Genomic DNA, 14,984 nt, shown 5'->3' on the forward strand with positions numbered 1-14,984 from the left:
GACTTATATGCCTATTTCTCATAGCGCCGACGTGGTGATCGTCGGTACCGGTGTCGTTGGTGTGGCGATCGCCGAAACCCTGCTGGACGCCGGCATCTCGGTGCAGATGCTGGAAGCCGGTCCGCGCGTCAGCCGCGCCGAGGTGGTGGAAAATTTCCGCAACCTGCCGCTGGCGCTGAAGGGCGATCCGTCGTCCTGCTATCCGCCGGCGCCGTGGGCGCCGCATCCGATGCCGGCCACCGAGGCGGCCGACGACGCCTATCTGCAACTGAGCGGCCCGGACCGCTACGCACAAACCTTCATCCGCTACGCTGGCGGCTCGACCTGGCACTGGGCCGGCACCTGCTGGCGTCTGACGCCGGACGATATGCGACTGCAAAGCAAGTATGGCGTCGGCCGCGACTGGGCCTTCGATTACCAGACGCTGGAGCCGTACTACGCCCGCACCGAGCACAAGCTGGGCATCTGCGGCCCGGCCGATCCGGCGCTGCAATGGCCGCCGGGCGGCGACGCCGCACTGCGCTCGAAGCCGTATCCGATGCCGCCGCTGCCGTTCGGTCCCGGCGAACAGCGCTTTACAGATGTGGTGAAGGGGCTCGGCTACAACAATATTCCTACCGCGCAGGCGCGCAACAGCGGCACCTCGTATGACGACCGCCCGGCATGCTGTGCCAATAACAACTGCGTGCCGGTCTGTCCGGTCGGCGCCAAGTACGATGCCGCCACCGCGCTGTCGCGGCTGGAGTCCAAGGGGGCGGTAATCACTGCCAACGCCGTGGTCTACCGCGTGGAAACCAATGCCGCCAACCGTATCGAGGCAGTGCATTATCTGGACCAGAACAAGCAGACCGTGCGCGTGACCGGCAAGCTGTTCGTGCTGGCCTGTAACGGTATCGAAACGCCGAAGCTGTTGCTGATGTCGAAGAACGACCGCAATCCGAACGGCCTGGCCAACAGCTCGGACCAGGTCGGCCGCAATATGATGGACCACCCGCAACTGACCATGACGCTGACGCTGGAAGAACCGTACTGGGCCGGCGTCGGCCCGGTGGTCAACAGCGGCATCATGGAAACGTCGCAAGGCGCGTTCCGTTCCGAGCACGCCGGCGCTTACTTCCGCTTTAATAATTTTGCGCGCAACCGCTTCGTCACCTTCAATGCGCTGAAGAAGGGCTTGGTCGGCAAGGCGCTCGACGCCGAGATCCGCCGCATGACCGCCTGCACCGCCGACGTAGTGCTGGCCCACGAAGTGCTGCCGAACGCCGACAACCGCCTGACGCTGTCCGACAAGAAGGACTGGCTGGGCTTGCCGAAGCCGGCGATTCATTACGATGTCGGCGATTATGTACGCAAATCGGCCGAGCAGTATTCGATCCCGATCGGCAAGCGCATTGCCGCCGCCATGGGCGCGACCGATATCAAGCTCAGCCCGAAATTCGCACAGAGCAAGCACATCATGGGCGGCACCATCATGGGCCTCGATGCGCACACTTCGGTGGTGGACGTGGATTGCCGTGCGCACGATCACGACAACCTGTTCCTGCCCGGTGGTGGCGCCATGGCCAGCACGGCTTGCGGCAATAGCACCATCACCATGGTATCGCTCGGCTTCAAGGCCGCCGACGCCATGGTGCGCCAGCTGAAGGGGGCATGATGCGTACGCTACTGATCATGATCGCCGCCGTGCTGGTCTGGCCGGCCGCCGCGCGGACGTTTGACGCTGCCACCGTGGAACGCGGCCGCTACCTCGCTACCGCTTCCGATTGCATGGCGTGCCACACGGCGCACCACGGCAAGGTACTGGCCGGCGGGCTGCTGCTGTCGTCGCCGGTGGGCGACATCGTCTCCACCAACATCACGCCGTCCAAGCAATACGGCATTGGCAACTATACCGAGCAGCAGTTCAGCGATGCACTGCGCAAGGGCATCCGCGCCGACGGCCAGCATCTGTATCCGGCCATGCCGTACTCCGCCTACGCGGTGATGACCGATGCCGACGTGCACGCGCTTTACGCCTACTTCATGCAGGCCGTGCCGGCAGTGGAGCAGGGCACCAAGCCCACCGCGCTGCCGTTCCCGATGAATATCCGCGCCTCGATGGGCGTCTGGAATGCGCTGTTCCTCGACCAGCAGCCGCTGAAGCCGGAACCGCAGCGTTCCGAGCAATGGCTGCGCGGCCGCTACCTGGCCGAAGGCGCGGCGCATTGCAGCGCCTGCCACACGCCACGCGGCCTGCTGATGCAGGAGAAGAAAGAGCTGTACCTGACCGGCGCCCAAGTCGGCCCATGGTACGCACCCAACATCACTTCGCACCCGGTCGCCGGCATCGGCAGCTGGAGCGAGGCGGAACTGGTGCAGTACCTGCGCACCGGCCGCGTGGAAGGCAAGGCGCAGGCGGCCGGCAGCATGGCCGAGGCGATTACCTTCAGCTTCAGCCGCCTCAGCGACGACGACCTGAAAGCCATCGCCGTCTACATCAAGGATCTGCCGCCGGTAGTCGGTGAGGAGGACGTGTCGCGCTTCAACCAGGGCAAGCCGGGCAATGCGCTGGCCAGCTTCCGGGGCAAGGGCTACAGCGAGAGTGTGAAAGGCCCACACCTGGGCGCGCAAGTGTTCTCGGCCAACTGCGCGTCGTGCCACGGAGCCAACGGCCAGGGCACGCCGGATGGCTACTATCCGAGCCTGTTCCACAACTCGGCCACGGTCGGCAGCAGCAACCTGCTGGCCACCATCCTGCTGGGCGTGAACCGCGAGACCGAGAACGGCCGTGTCTTCATGCCGCCTTTCGGCGACCAGCCGAATGCCGTCAACCATTTGTCGAACGATGAAATCGCCGCGCTGGCCAACTACATCCAGGTCAGCTACGGCGCCGGCGCGCCGGGCGTCAAGGCCGAGGACGTGGCGGTGATCCGCCAGGGCGGTCCGCAATCGCACCTGCTGTTGCTGGCGCGGCTGGGCATGGTCGTCGGCCTGCTGGTGCTGGCAGCGCTGATCATCGTCGTGCTGCGCCGCCGCAGCAAACAACACACAGGGGAATGAAATGAAGACCTATCCAATGTCGCGCCGTGGCGCGCTGAAGGCGGTGGGGGCGGTGATGTTGGCCGGAGTGGCCGGCCAGCTGCTGCTGAGCAGCCGCGCGCGGGCGGCGCTGTCGTCCGCCACACCGGGCCTGAACCTGTTCCTGGACGTGTCGCGCCAACTGACGGGCAAGCCGGAGCTGAACGTGGTGCTGGGGCAGGCGCTGTATCCGGCCTTGCAAACGGCCGTGACCGATCTCGACGCCACGCTGGCCAGGCTGCAAGCGCTGCTGGCCCAGGGCGAACCGATCGCCGCTGAACACAAGGCGGAGCTGGCGCTGAGCCAGGCCGTGTTGCAAGGCTGGTATCTGGGCGTGGTCGGCAAGGGCAAGAAAGCCGTCTGCATCACCTATGTGGACGCGCTGTCCAACCTGGCCGTGGCCGACACGCTGGTGCCGCCGAGCTACTCGTATGGACCATGCGGCACTTGGCAAGCCAAGCCGTAAGTCATTCTGAAGGAAATTTATGAACAACAATAATTCAGCCGATGTGGTCGTCATCGGCGGCGGCATCTGCGGTTCGCTGCTGGCGCGCAAGCTGGCGCTGGCCGGCAGTTCGGTGCTGATGCTGGAATCCGGTCCGCGCGTGCAGCGTGGCGAGCTGGTCGAGCGCTACCGCCATTCGGCGTTCAAGTCGGACTTCATGGCGCCGTATCCGTTTTCCGAGAAGGCGCCGCATCCGACCTTCACGCCGGAAGCCAATAAATACATCGAGCAAACCGGGCCGCACGCGTTCCAGGCGCAGTACATCCGCATGCTGGGCGGCACCAGCTGGCACTGGGCGGCGCAAATGTGGCGCAATCTGCCGAACGATTTCCGCATCCAGTCGGCGTATGGCGTCGGTAAGGACTGGCCGCTCAGCTACGATGAGCTGGAGCCTTACTACTACGAAGCGGAAGTGATTGCCGGCGTCGGCGGTTCGCCGGATACTGGTTCGCCGCGCAGCAAGCCGTTTCCGATGGACCGCGTGCCGGCCTCATACTTCCAGCAGCGGGTGACGGAGCGCCTCGCGCCCAAGTTCGACGTGCAGGATGACTGCACCGCGCGCAACAGCCGCAGCTTCGACGGCCGCCCGGCCTGCTGCGGCAACAATAACTGCATGCCGGTCTGTCCGATCGACGCGCAATACCACGGCGGCATTTCGGCCAGCAGCGCCGAGCAGGCCGGCGTGCAGATCGTGACCGAAGCCGTGGTCTACCAGTTTGAGCACGATGACAGCGGCGCCATCACCGCCGTCAACTACTACGACTGGAACAAGGTCAGCCACCGCGTCACCGGCAAGACCTTTGTGCTGGCCGCCAACGCTATCGAGTCGGCCAAGCTGCTGCTGATGTCGACCAGCGCCAAGTTCCCGAACGGCATGGCCAACAGCACCGGCAACGTCGGCCGCAACCTGTGTGACCACCCGGCGATCGGCCTCACCTTCGATATGGACGAGCCAGTCTGGCCCGGCCGTGGCCCGGTCAGCCCGTGCTCGATCGGACAATTCCGCGACGGCGCTTTCCGCGCCGAGCACGCAGCGTTCCGCATCGACATCTCCAACGCCTCGCAAGTGGCGTCGGTGACCAAGGAATTGATCGGCGAAGGCGTCTACGGCGTCAAGCTGGACGGCGCGATCCGCGACCGTGCCTCGCGCCGCGTCAGCATCAAGAACGCGCTGGAGCAGTTGCCAGACCCGAACAATCGCGTCACGCTCAGCAGCAAGAAAGATGCGCTGGGCCTGCCGACGCCGAGCATTTTCTGGAATATCGACGACTACGTCATCAAAGGCACGGAAGCCACGCGCCAGCGCTATGACGAGATCGCCAAGCAGCTGGGCGGCACCAACGTCAAGCACAGCAAGGCGGGCGCGTTCAGCAATCGCCAGCACATCACCGGCACGCTATCGATGGGCAAGGATGCCGCCACCAGCGTCACCGATCCATTCGGCCGCGCGCACGACCACGCCAACCTGTTTATGGTCGGCACCGGCGTGATGCCAACCGTGGGCACCTGCAACGTCACGCTGACGGCGGTGGCGCTGGCCCTGCGCACTGCGGACAAGATTCTGTCGGAGGTGCGCCATGGTTAAGCTGATTTCGTGGCTGATCGGCGCCACGCTGTTGGCCTCGACCGCGCGCGCGGCCGATAACGCGCAGATCGAACGCGGCAAGTATCTGGCCACCGCCGGTGACTGCGCCGCCTGCCACACGCAGGCGGGCAAGGCGCCGTTCAGCGGCGGCGTGGCGATTGCCAGCCCGCTGGGGACGATTTACTCGACCAACATCACGCCGTCTCACAAGAGCGGCATTGGCGCCTACACGGAAGCCGAGTTCAGCCGCGCGCTGCGTCACGGCGTGCGTGCCGACGGCAGCCAGCTGTACCCGGCCATGCCGTACACCGCCTACGCCAAGCTGAGCGATGAGGATGTCGCCGCGCTGTACGCTTACTTCATGTACGGCGTTGGCGGCGTGAACATCGCCGCGCCTAAGACGGAGCTGCCGTTCCCGTTCAGCATCCGCGCCTCGATGGGCGTATGGAACTGGCTGTTCCTCGACAAGCAACCGTTCGTGGCCGACAAGAGCAAGTCGGTTGAATGGAACCGCGGTGCTTATCTGGCGCAGGGCCTGGCGCATTGCACCACCTGCCATACGCCGCGTAATTTCCTGATGGCGGAAAAGCCTGAGCTGTACTTGCAAGGCGCGTCGCTGGGCACGTGGTATGCACCGGCCATCACGCCAGGCGTCAACGGCTGGGACCAGCAGGCGCTGGAGGACTACCTGCGCACTGGTCACGCGAAAAACGGCGCCACGGCGGCCGGTCCGATGCTGGAAGCGATCGACAAGAGTTTCTCCAAGATGGACCCGCAGGACATCCACGCGATGGCGGTCTACCTCGGCGATTTGCCTGGTGCGAAACATGCCGTGACGCCTGCCGCGCTGGTCCCACCCGTATCTGGCAGCGATATCGCCGAGATGGCGGGCAAGGCCAGCGCCGGTGAAGTCCTGTATCGCAGCAACTGCGCGGCCTGCCACCAGAACAATGGTGACGGCATGCGCGGCTTGCCGGCGTTGCGCAATCACGCGGTGCTGCGGCATGCGAATGCGGACAACGTCAGCATGGCGGTCCTGGAAGGCGTGTGGCCGGAAGAGGGGCAGGGCATGCCCGGCTTCTCGCACGAGCTGACCGACCAGCAGATCGCCGATGTGACCAATTACGTGATGAGCACTTTTGGCCCGGGCAAAGCCGGCACCGACGTCCGTCGCGTGGCGGCCTTGCGCCAGGGCGGTGAAGCGTCGCCGCTGTTGTGGCTGGCGCGTGGCGGCATGCTCGCCGGCGTGCTGGTGGTGGTCCTGTTCATCTTCTGGCGTCGTCGCAAGACGGCTTCGTCATCCTCGAACAAATAACCAAGGAATCATCATGAAGTGGTTTTACGATCTGAAAATCGCCCGGAAACTGATCCTGTCGTTTAGCGTGGTGCTGGTGTTGACTGGCGTTCTCGGCGCCACCACTATTAGCAGCATGGGCAAGCTGAACGTAGCGTCGCAACGGCTGTCGGAACAATCGCTGCCGAGCATGCGCTATATCCTGGCGCTCAAGGCCGCCGTCAACACCAAGCGCCGCTATGAAATGGAGCAACTGCTGAGCGACAATCCGGAGCACGTCGCCCGCTACGAGCAACTGGTCAGCCGCATGCTGACAAAGGTGGACAAGCTGCAAAGCCAGTACGAAGCGACCATTTCCACGCCCGAAGAGCACCAGTTACTGGACGAGTTTGCGCGCGTGCGCAAGGACTACGGCGTCGAGCGCCGCAAGATCAGCGAGTTCGCCCGCCAGGGGCACAAGGACGAGGCGATTGCACTGGCCACTGGCCGCTCGTTCGAGCTGATGAACCAGCAGGCCGATGTGATCGACAGGATCGCGCAGCGCACCCAGGAAAGCGGTGAAGCGGCGGCAGCGGAAGCGGCGCAGGCTTACCTGTCGGCGCGCAACCTGGTGATCGGCGTGCTGGCGGCGGATATCGTCATCGGATTGCTGCTGGCCATGTGGCTGGCGCGGATTGTGTCGGCGCCGTTGCAGCGCGCTGTCGTGGTGGCGCGCCAGGTGGCGGACGGCGATTTGACCGCCGATGTGCACGTGACGTCGTCCGACGAAACCGGCCAGTTGATGGCAGCGCTGCAGCACATGAACGGCAGCCTGCAACGCCTGGTCGGCCAGGTGCGCGGCAGTACCGATACGATTGCCACGGCCTCGACCCAGATCGCCGCCGGTAACCAGGATCTGTCGTCGCGCACCGAGCAACAGGCCAGTTCGCTGGAAGAGACGGCATCGTCGATGGAAGAGCTGACCTCGACCGTCAAGCAGAATGCCGATAACGCGCGCCAGGCCAATAGTCTGGCGCTGTCGGCGTCACAGATCGCCGTCAAGGGCGGTGATGTGGTGGGGCAGGTGGTGGGCACCATGGCGTCGATCAACGCCTCGTCGAAGAAGATTGTCGACATCATTTCGGTGATCGACGGCATCGCGTTCCAGACCAACATCCTGGCGCTGAACGCCGCCGTGGAAGCAGCGCGCGCCGGCGAGCAGGGCCGTGGCTTTGCGGTGGTCGCCACCGAAGTGCGCAACCTGGCGCAACGTTCGGCTGCCGCCGCCAAGGACATCAAGCAACTGATCGGCGATTCGGTGGAGAAGGTGGAAGCGGGCACGCTGCTGGTCGATCAGGCCGGTGTGACGATGGGCGAGATCGTCAGCAGCATCACGCGCGTGGCGGACATCATGAGCGAAATCACCGCCGCCAGCGAGGAGCAGAGCGCCGGCATCGAGCAGGTCAACCAGGCCATCACGCAGATGGATCAGGTGACCCAGCAGAACGCCGCGCTGGTCGAGGAAGCCGCTGCGGCGGCCGAGGCGATGCAGGAACAGGCCGGCGGCCTGAGCGAAATGATGAGTGTGTTCAAGCTCTCGGCGACGCCGTCTGCGCAGGCAAAACGCTACCCGATTGCATTGCAATAAGGGTAAGATGGAGGGATGCGAAAAACCCTCACCTCCATTCTTCTGCTGGCATCGTTCAGCGTCCATGCCGAGCCGCCGGCCGGCCAGAATGCCCTCGCAGGCCCGCAAGTGCGGGTCGACGTCGGTGGCCGCAAACTGAATCTGTATTGCACCGGCAAGGGATCGCCGACCGTGCTGTTCGAGGCCGATGCCGGCCGCGCCGGCTGGGACTGGTCGGCGGTGTTGCCGGAAGTGGCGGCGCGCACGCGGGCCTGCGTGTATGACCGCGCCGGCTTCGGCGCCAGCGATCCCATCATCCGCGCCTCGACCGTGGCGAATGCCAGCAAGGATTTGAATTTCCTGATCAAGAACGCCCATATGGAAGGGCCGTTTGTGCTGGTCGGCACCGGCTATGGCGCGCTGATCGCGCAGCAGTTCGCCTGGCGTTCACGCGGCGCGGTGACCGGCCTGGTGCTGGTGGCGCCGCTCAAGGAAGATGCGCTGCCGGCGGACCGCGCGGCCAAGCTGGATGCGGTGCTGGCCTGTCTGGCGACGGCGGAGCAGGGCAAGGTGGGCGACGGTTGCGCATATCCTGCTACCAGCATCAATGGCGAGATCGGACCGGCCCTGGCGTCGGCGCAAGCGGCGCAGGTGCGCAAGCTGACCTATTGGAAGGCGCGGGCGTCCGAGCTGGATAGTTTGGAGATCAGCGCCGGCCAGGTGCGCGCAGCGCGCAAGCCGTTTGGTGAGATGCCGGTGGTGGAGGTATCGCAGGAAGAACCGGCGGCGATTGCCGCCGCCGTGTTGCAGGTATTGGGCAAACTCAATCCTTAGAGCGGCGCGCCGCCCAGGCGTTTGATGGTGCCGGAACCCATGATGCTTTTGCTGATCTGCGGATCGCCGTAGTAGTTGATGTCGCCCGAACCGGCCACGCTCAGGTTCAGCGATTTCTTGGCCCAGACGGTGGCTTGGCCGGAGCCGCCGATGCTGACCACCGCATCGCGCGACTGCAACTGGCCGACCTGCACCCGGCCCGAGCCGCCGATCGACACTTGCAGGCGCTCGGTGTTGCCGGCCGCTTTCAGGTTGCCGCTGCCGCCCAGCGCAATCGCCACCGATTCGCTGTCCAGCTGGTCGACGCTGAACGAGCCGGAGCCGCCCACATCGATAGTAATGTGCTCACCGCGCAGCTTGTCGGCGGTGACGTTGCCTGAGCCGCCGATCGACAGCCGGTCCAGCGTGCGCGCCAGTACGATGATTTTCATGTTGCGGGTATCTACCCGCAGGTTGTTTTTCGCCGGACGGATGCGCAGGGTGCCGTTGTCCACCTTGGTTTCGATCAGCGGCTGGATGTTGTCGTCGGTTTCCACGATCACGCCTTCGGTGTTGCCGAGACGGATTTCGACGTCGCTGCCGACGCCGACTGTCAGCGCGTTGAAGTGGCCGACGTCGCGGTTCTGCTTGACGATCTTGCCACTGCCTTGAACCCGCTCACCGCCGCTCAGCCAGCTGAGCGGACCGGCCTGGACGGCCACAACAGGGGCGGCCAGCAGGCCGGCGGACAGTAACAGCGAAGGCAGAAAATGGCGGCGGTTCATATTGTTCTCCTGAAATTCGATTGGCTTAAGTCTGCATCCTACGCAGGTAGGCGGCCGTGTGTAACGCGCTTGCGACAGATTGCAGCCGGCGTGGCGCAGAATGCACAGCGCCGGGAATAGAGCGCGCATGAGGTATCATTCTGCCTATGCTTACTATAACCATCAAACAGGGCAAGGAAAAACGCCTACTGGCCGGCGATATCCTGATCTACGCTACCGCTATCGAGCGCGTCGACGGTCGCCCGCAAGAAAAGAACAAACCCGGTGGCACTGCCATCCTGCAAACCTCGTCGCGCCAGTTTCTGGCACGCGCCGCCTGGAATCCGTTATCCGAGGTGCGCGCCCGCGTCTGGAGCTACAAGGAAGATGAACCGGTCGATCACGCGATGATGAAACGCCGCGTGCGCGCCGCCATCGCCAAACGCGCCGCCGCCGTGCGCGCCGCCGCGCCGACCGATCTGGTGCCGGTGATACGCGGCGACGAAGACGGCTTGCCCGGCTTGCTGGTCGATAGCTGGGGCGGCACCAGCGGCTACCTGATCTGCCAGTTCCAGGCGGCCGGCGTCGATGCCTGGAAAGTGCCGATCGTGCAGGCCTTGCTGGCCGATACCGGCTGCCCGAATGTCTACGAGCGCTGCGATGATCTGATCCGCAAATCGGAAGGCTTGCCGATCTTTTACCGCGCGCTGGCTGGCGAGGAACCGCCGGATCACGTGCTGGTCACGGAAAAGGGTCAGCGCTTCAGCATGGATTTGCGCACCGGCTTTAAATATCCGAAGGTCCGCGCTTAAAAAGTTTCGGCGTTGCAAGTTTTTCTCTTATAATCATCCGGCATCCACGGAGATTTGAGCAGAGATGGAACACTACCAATCGTCGCAAATTCGTACCCTGAGCTACATCGAGAACGAAGACCATCCGGTCTTCGGCACGCTCGTCGAGCAGATTCTGCACCTGCTGAACTCCAAGCTGATTTTCAGCGACATCCTGATCCACCAGAACAGTCCATTGATGCTGCGCCAGCCGAAAGGGCTGGTCGCCGTCACCGACTCGCCGATCACGCGCGAGGAATTGCAGGAATTCTTTGAAGTGGTCGAGCCAAACTGGGCGGAGCGCATCCAGGACCGCGCCTTCGACCGCGCGGTCGATCTGCACACGGCCCGCATCCGCGCCAACTGCTTCAGCTTCCAGGGCCGCAAGCGGCTCGGTTGCGTGATCCGCCGCTTCCCGAAAGAGCCGATGCCGCTGGCCAAGCTGGGGCTGGGGGAGCACGAGCAGAACTTCGCCAAGCTGACCAGCGGGCTGGTGCTGATCATCGGCGACACCTGCCAGGGCAAGTCGACCACCATCGCGTCGATGCTGGACGAAATCAACAAGCACCGCTCCGGCCACATCATCACGATTGAAGATCCGGTCGAGACCCTGATCCCGCAGCGCCAGTGCGTGATCACCCAGCGCGAGGTGGGTTCCGACGGCGACGTCGAGAGTTTCTACCAGGGCGCGCTGGATGCGCTGCGCGAGCGGCCGGATGTGATCGTCATCGGCGAGATTCGCGACGCGCAAACGGCGCAGGAGGCGCTGGCGCTGTCGGAAGCCGGCCCGCTGGTGCTGGCCTCGCTGCACGCGCGTTCGACCGAGCTGGGCCTGCAGAAGATGCTGCGCCTGCTGGGCAATACGGAAGCGCAGGCGCAGGCCCTGGGCCATGCGCTGCGTGGCGTGCTGTGCCAGGCGCTGCTGCCGGCCGTGAAGGGCGAACGCTACTACCTTGCCACCGAGTGCCTGACCAATAATCCGCAGGTGACCGAGATGATCTCCAACGGCAAGGTGTCCAATCTGCGCATCTGGATGGAAGACCAGCCGGGCGAGGGCTGCCATACGATGAACACCTCGCTGCACGCGCTGCTGGCCGAAGGCAAGATCGCGGTGCAGGATGCGCGCAACGCCACTACCGACCGGATCGGTTTCGTCGAGCCGTAATCCTTAATCCAGCGGCACGGCACGGTAGCGGTTGACGTCGGTGGCGTTGACCGGCGGCGCGTTGTTGCCCCAGGCGCTGCGCAGGTAGGACACCAACTGCGCCACTTCCATATCGTTGAGCGTGTGCCCGAACGGCGGCATGCTGTACGGACGCGGGTTGCCCGCCGTGGCCGGTGCAAAGCCGCCATTCAGCACCATGCGGATCGGATTGACGGCGTTGGTCATGATCAGCGCTTGGTTGCCAGCCAGCGGCGGATAGGCGGGCGACTGGCCCTTGCCTTCGGCGCCATGGCACTCCGCACAATGCTTCTCATACAGTTTGGCGCCGGCGGCCAGGAAGGCGACTGCTTCGGGTGCACCTTCGCGCTCGAAGGGGGCGGGCTTGGCTTCGGCCGGCAGCGCTTTCAGGTAGGTGGCGATGGCGTTGATGTCGCCGTCATTCAGGTATTGCAGGCTTTCTTTCACCACTTCGGCCATCGGCCCAAATACTGCGGCGCGCGGCGAGACGCCGGTTTTCAACAGCGCCGCCAGATGGTCCTGTTGCCAGTCGCCGCGTGCGTTCAGTGCCGGTGCGTACCAGCCTTGTGCCGGGATCATGCCGCCGGACAGGCTTTCGCCTTCCGATGCGCCGAGCGGGTTGCGCGCGCTGTGGCAGGCGCTGCAATGTCCGAGTCCTTGCACCAGATAAGCGCCGCGATTCCAGTCCACTGATTGGTTGGTCTCCGGGCGGAACACTTCCGGCTTGAAGTACAGCACGCGCCAGGCGGCTAGCGAGATTTGCAGGCTGTACGGGAAACGCAGCTGGTGCGGCTGGTTGGCCTGGATCACGGCCGGTACGGTTTGCAGGTAGGCGTATAGGGCGTCGGCGTCGTCGCGCGTGATGCGGGTGTAGTTGGTGTAGGGGAAGGCCGGGTAGAGCAGGCGGCCGTCGCGCGATTGGCCGTGATGCAGGGCGCGCCAGAAGTCGTCGGTGGACCACATGCCGATGCCGGTGTTGCGGTCGGAAGTGATGTTGGGGGCAAAGACTGCGCCGAACGGTGTTTGCAGCGCGCGGCCGCCGGCGTACGGCTGGCCGCCGCGCGTGGTGTGGCAGGCCATGCAGTCGCCGGCTTTGGCGAGGTAGGCGCCACGGGCGATGCGCTCATCCGCCGTCAGTGAGGCGATGGCGGTGGAGGGCGGGCTGTCGGCTGCTCGGCGGAACTGCATGGCTAGCAGGACGGAGGCGACCACGGCGGCGATCAGCGCGGCGGCGATAACGGTATAAACGATTTTCCTCATTTGGCGCCTCCGCGTGGGCTGGCGCTCGGTGCCAGGGCGGCGGGAGCGGCGGCTGATGCGACCGTGCCAGGCGCCGACGCCGCTGGTGCGGGCGCGCCTCCGGCTGGTGGGAGGCTACCGCAGGCGAGTGGCAGCGGCAGAGGGATGCTGGCGGCGGGGCGGGCGGCGGCGTCTGGTGTTTGCTTGCTGAGCCAGGACGACACGGCGGCGACGTCGCTATCGCTCAATCGGGCGGCGATGGTGGCCATGCAGTCGGGCGCGGTGGCGCGGCGGCTCTTGTTCTTCCAGTTGCCGAACTGGGCATTGATGTAATCGCTGGGCAGTCCCAGCAGTCCGGGAATGGCCGGCTCAACGCCAGTCAGCGCCGCGCCATGGCAGCTGACGCAGGCTGGAATATTCTTCAGCGGATCGCCTTGCCGCACCAGCGCCTCACCGCGCGCCACTTGCGCCGCCGAAGCGTTGCTGCCGCTGCCGGGCGGTGGCGGCGGGTAGGGTGGATGCTGGGCGGCGAAGTATTCAGCAATCTCGCGCAGATAGGCATCGGACAGGTTGCCGACCATATACGTCATCATCGGATAATGCCGGTGGCCATCGCGAAAATGGCGCAACTGGTTGTATAGGTAGCCGGACGGCTTACCGGCGATGCGCGGAAAGTAAGCGTCGCCGCGCTCCTTGACGCTATGACAGGACAGGCAGGCGGCAATCCGCTGTTCCAGCGTATCGGCTGGTGGCAGCGGTGCGGCGGCGAGTGCGGCGGCGAAACCCAAGGCGGAAAAAATCGGCATACCCCTCCTGATGCAGGCGGCGCATGGCGGCCGCGTGTCTAGGATAACCCGGTTTTAGGTGGTTTTGGCAATTTGACAGCTTTGAGCGGGGGCAACTTATTACCCAGCCCCAGCCAGTGACGGTAAACCCGCAACGCCACCTGGGCATCATCGGCCGCATACAGGATCTGTTTTTCGTTCAGACGCGGCAAAGCCCAATTGGTGGTGGAAATCTTTTTCGATTTTTGCAGCTTGCGGCCGAAGAACTTGGCCACCGCCGTCTTGGCGCCCAGATCATTGCGTTGACCGGGTGTGCGCAGCGCGACCGACAGGTCGACCACGCCGGCGGTGCGGATATCCAGCTTGGCGTGCAGGCGCTTGACGTCGTCCGACAGGCCGAAACCGATCTTCAGCGGCAAAGGCCGTTCCAGAATCGCCAATAGCATGGCACGGATGTGCGGCTCGGTGCTGGCGCCGATCTGGAACAGATACGCCTTGTTATCGGTGGCGAACTGGATCAGGTGCGGTCCGGTGGAGGTTTCGCCCCGCGTAAAAGTCGGCTTGGATTCGGTATCGAAGCCGATGGCGTCGCTGGCCAGCAGGGCGTCGCGCGCGGCGACGGCCTGTTCCGGCGTCACCACCATGTGCACATCGGCGATGTGGATGCCGAGATACGGCGGCAGCTCTTCTTCTGCCGCCGCTGCCACGGGCTGATCGTCCAACTCAGCCAACTCAGCTCTTTTTGGCGAACTTCGCGGCCAGCTGGTTCAGCTTGTCAGCGTGCACGCGGGCAGCTTCCTCGGCGGCCTTGGCTTCGCGTTCGGCCTTCTTGCGGTCGGCTTCTTTCTTGAAACGCTCTTGCAGCACCTGGGTCGCGTGGGCGCGGTGGGTGTCGGTCACTTCGGCGCCAGGGGTACCGTCGAGGTCGTGACGGACCTTGGCTTTTTCCATGACTTTCAGATAGCGTAACGAACCGGTATGGATGCCCAGCGCCGTGCGCATGGTTTTGCGATCCAGATCGGGCATCACGGCCAGCAGCTGCTTGTCGATTCCAATGGCCAGAGGCAGGAAATCGCGGAAAGCAGGAAATTGGGTTTGCAGGTGTTTCAGCAGGCTGCGCGGGGTTTGAGCGGCAGGTGCCGGCGCGGAGACAGCAGTGGCTGGCTCAGTGGCCGGAGGCTGGGGGGTAAGACTAGTGTTCATCGACTTCATAGGTTAAGCAACAACCGTCAGCATATCATGCTGCCCAGCGGATTGCAGTGCCTTTTGGGCCACTGTAGCGAATTGCTCATGCTTAGGATGGCGTTAAGACCTCTTGCAAAC

14 protein-coding genes are annotated in these 14,984 nt (G+C 64.4%); 9 read left to right on the forward strand and 5 right to left on the reverse strand.

The features are described from left to right. Window positions 1-7: 7 nt before the first annotated feature. Genes GTP69_RS13365 through GTP69_RS13395 form a run of 7 tightly spaced genes read left to right on the forward strand, consistent with a single transcriptional unit; the run spans window position 8 to window position 8,881 of the window. Entirely contained in the window at window positions 8-1,654 is a 1,647-nt protein-coding gene (locus GTP69_RS13365; RefSeq protein WP_161055356.1) for a GMC family oxidoreductase, read from the forward strand. After that, entirely contained in the window at window positions 1,651-3,039 is a 1,389-nt protein-coding gene (locus GTP69_RS13370) for a cytochrome c (protein WP_161055357.1), read from the forward strand. Before GTP69_RS13365 ends, GTP69_RS13370 begins: the two co-directional genes overlap by 4 nt. Window position 3,040: 1 nt before the next feature. After that, window positions 3,041-3,523 carry a sugar dehydrogenase complex small subunit gene (locus GTP69_RS13375; protein WP_161055358.1) on the forward strand — a complete coding sequence of 161 codons (483 nt, stop codon included), beginning with the start codon at window positions 3,041-3,043 and terminating at the stop codon, window positions 3,521-3,523. A 19-nt stretch (window positions 3,524-3,542) separates the two neighbouring features. Further along, on the forward strand, window positions 3,543-5,147 hold the full coding sequence (locus GTP69_RS13380) for a GMC family oxidoreductase (RefSeq protein WP_161055359.1): 1,605 nt from the start codon (window positions 3,543-3,545) through the stop codon (window positions 5,145-5,147). Further along, window positions 5,140-6,462, forward strand: coding sequence for a cytochrome c (locus GTP69_RS13385; protein ID WP_161055360.1), 1,323 nt, complete (start codon window positions 5,140-5,142; stop codon window positions 6,460-6,462). The genes GTP69_RS13380 and GTP69_RS13385 overlap by 8 nt, the downstream gene beginning before the upstream one ends. A gap of 13 nt (window positions 6,463-6,475) precedes the next feature. Continuing rightward, entirely contained in the window at window positions 6,476-8,068 is a 1,593-nt protein-coding gene (locus tag GTP69_RS13390; protein ID WP_161055361.1) for a methyl-accepting chemotaxis protein, read from the forward strand. A 15-nt stretch (window positions 8,069-8,083) separates the two neighbouring features. Continuing rightward, window positions 8,084-8,881: an alpha/beta fold hydrolase gene (locus GTP69_RS13395; RefSeq protein WP_161055362.1), complete on the forward strand. Its 798-nt coding sequence runs from the start codon at window positions 8,084-8,086 to the stop codon at window positions 8,879-8,881. Here GTP69_RS13395 and GTP69_RS13400 read toward each other — a convergent pair. Further along, complete coding sequence (locus tag GTP69_RS13400; RefSeq protein WP_110848565.1) at window positions 8,878-9,645, reverse strand: head GIN domain-containing protein; 768 nt, start codon at window positions 9,643-9,645, stop codon at window positions 8,878-8,880. The genes GTP69_RS13395 and GTP69_RS13400 overlap by 4 nt on opposite strands. 146 nt (window positions 9,646-9,791) lie before the next feature. Here GTP69_RS13400 and GTP69_RS13405 point away from each other — a divergent pair, with 146 nt between their 5' ends. Then, window positions 9,792-10,436, forward strand: a complete 645-nt coding sequence (locus GTP69_RS13405) for a class I SAM-dependent rRNA methyltransferase (protein ID WP_161047312.1) — start codon at window positions 9,792-9,794, stop codon at window positions 10,434-10,436. Between the two features lie 64 nt (window positions 10,437-10,500). After that, on the forward strand, window positions 10,501-11,619 hold the full coding sequence (locus GTP69_RS13410; protein ID WP_161055364.1) for a type IV pilus twitching motility protein PilT: 1,119 nt from the start codon (window positions 10,501-10,503) through the stop codon (window positions 11,617-11,619). A gap of 3 nt (window positions 11,620-11,622) precedes the next feature. Here the strand turns inward: GTP69_RS13410 and GTP69_RS13415 are convergent, their stop codons facing one another. Genes GTP69_RS13415 through GTP69_RS13430 form a run of 4 tightly spaced genes read right to left on the reverse strand, consistent with a single transcriptional unit; the run spans window position 11,623 to window position 14,873 of the window. Beyond that, complete coding sequence (locus GTP69_RS13415; protein WP_161055365.1) at window positions 11,623-12,897, reverse strand: cytochrome c; 1,275 nt, start codon at window positions 12,895-12,897, stop codon at window positions 11,623-11,625. Further along, complete coding sequence (locus GTP69_RS13420) at window positions 12,894-13,682, reverse strand: c-type cytochrome (protein ID WP_161055366.1); 789 nt, start codon at window positions 13,680-13,682, stop codon at window positions 12,894-12,896. Before GTP69_RS13420 ends, GTP69_RS13415 begins: the two co-directional genes overlap by 4 nt. A 38-nt stretch (window positions 13,683-13,720) precedes the next feature. Continuing rightward, window positions 13,721-14,368, reverse strand: a complete 648-nt coding sequence (locus tag GTP69_RS13425) for a 3'-5' exonuclease (RefSeq protein ID WP_169113527.1) — start codon at window positions 14,366-14,368, stop codon at window positions 13,721-13,723. 25 nt (window positions 14,369-14,393) lie between these two features. Continuing rightward, window positions 14,394-14,873, reverse strand: a complete 480-nt coding sequence (locus tag GTP69_RS13430; protein ID WP_161055367.1) for a ProQ/FINO family protein — start codon at window positions 14,871-14,873, stop codon at window positions 14,394-14,396. Window positions 14,874-14,984 lie beyond the last annotated feature (111 nt).

Source organism: Duganella levis (assembly GCF_009857605.1).
Lineage (GTDB): Bacteria > Pseudomonadota > Gammaproteobacteria > Burkholderiales > Burkholderiaceae_D > Rugamonas > Rugamonas levis.

What these genes read in the sequence shown, in the direction of transcription:
- GTP69_RS13365 (WP_161055356.1), top strand. Translation starts at nt 8, where the DNA reads ATGCCTATTTCTCATAGCGCCGACGTGGTGATCGTCGGTACCGGTGTC.
- GTP69_RS13370 (WP_161055357.1), top strand. Translation starts at nt 1,651, where the DNA reads ATGATGCGTACGCTACTGATCATGATCGCCGCCGTGCTGGTCTGGCCG.
- GTP69_RS13375 (WP_161055358.1), top strand. Translation starts at nt 3,041, where the DNA reads ATGAAGACCTATCCAATGTCGCGCCGTGGCGCGCTGAAGGCGGTGGGG.
- GTP69_RS13380 (WP_161055359.1), top strand. Translation starts at nt 3,543, where the DNA reads ATGAACAACAATAATTCAGCCGATGTGGTCGTCATCGGCGGCGGCATC.
- GTP69_RS13385 (WP_161055360.1), top strand. Translation starts at nt 5,140, where the DNA reads ATGGTTAAGCTGATTTCGTGGCTGATCGGCGCCACGCTGTTGGCCTCG.
- GTP69_RS13390 (WP_161055361.1), top strand. Translation starts at nt 6,476, where the DNA reads ATGAAGTGGTTTTACGATCTGAAAATCGCCCGGAAACTGATCCTGTCG.
- GTP69_RS13395 (WP_161055362.1), top strand. Translation starts at nt 8,084, where the DNA reads ATGCGAAAAACCCTCACCTCCATTCTTCTGCTGGCATCGTTCAGCGTC.
- GTP69_RS13400 (WP_110848565.1), bottom strand. Translation starts at nt 9,645, where the DNA reads ATGAACCGCCGCCATTTTCTGCCTTCGCTGTTACTGTCCGCCGGCCTG.
- GTP69_RS13405 (WP_161047312.1), top strand. Translation starts at nt 9,792, where the DNA reads ATGCTTACTATAACCATCAAACAGGGCAAGGAAAAACGCCTACTGGCC.
- GTP69_RS13410 (WP_161055364.1), top strand. Translation starts at nt 10,501, where the DNA reads ATGGAACACTACCAATCGTCGCAAATTCGTACCCTGAGCTACATCGAG.
- GTP69_RS13415 (WP_161055365.1), bottom strand. Translation starts at nt 12,897, where the DNA reads ATGAGGAAAATCGTTTATACCGTTATCGCCGCCGCGCTGATCGCCGCC.
- GTP69_RS13420 (WP_161055366.1), bottom strand. Translation starts at nt 13,682, where the DNA reads ATGCCGATTTTTTCCGCCTTGGGTTTCGCCGCCGCACTCGCCGCCGCA.
- GTP69_RS13430 (WP_161055367.1), bottom strand. Translation starts at nt 14,873, where the DNA reads ATGAAGTCGATGAACACTAGTCTTACCCCCCAGCCTCCGGCCACTGAG.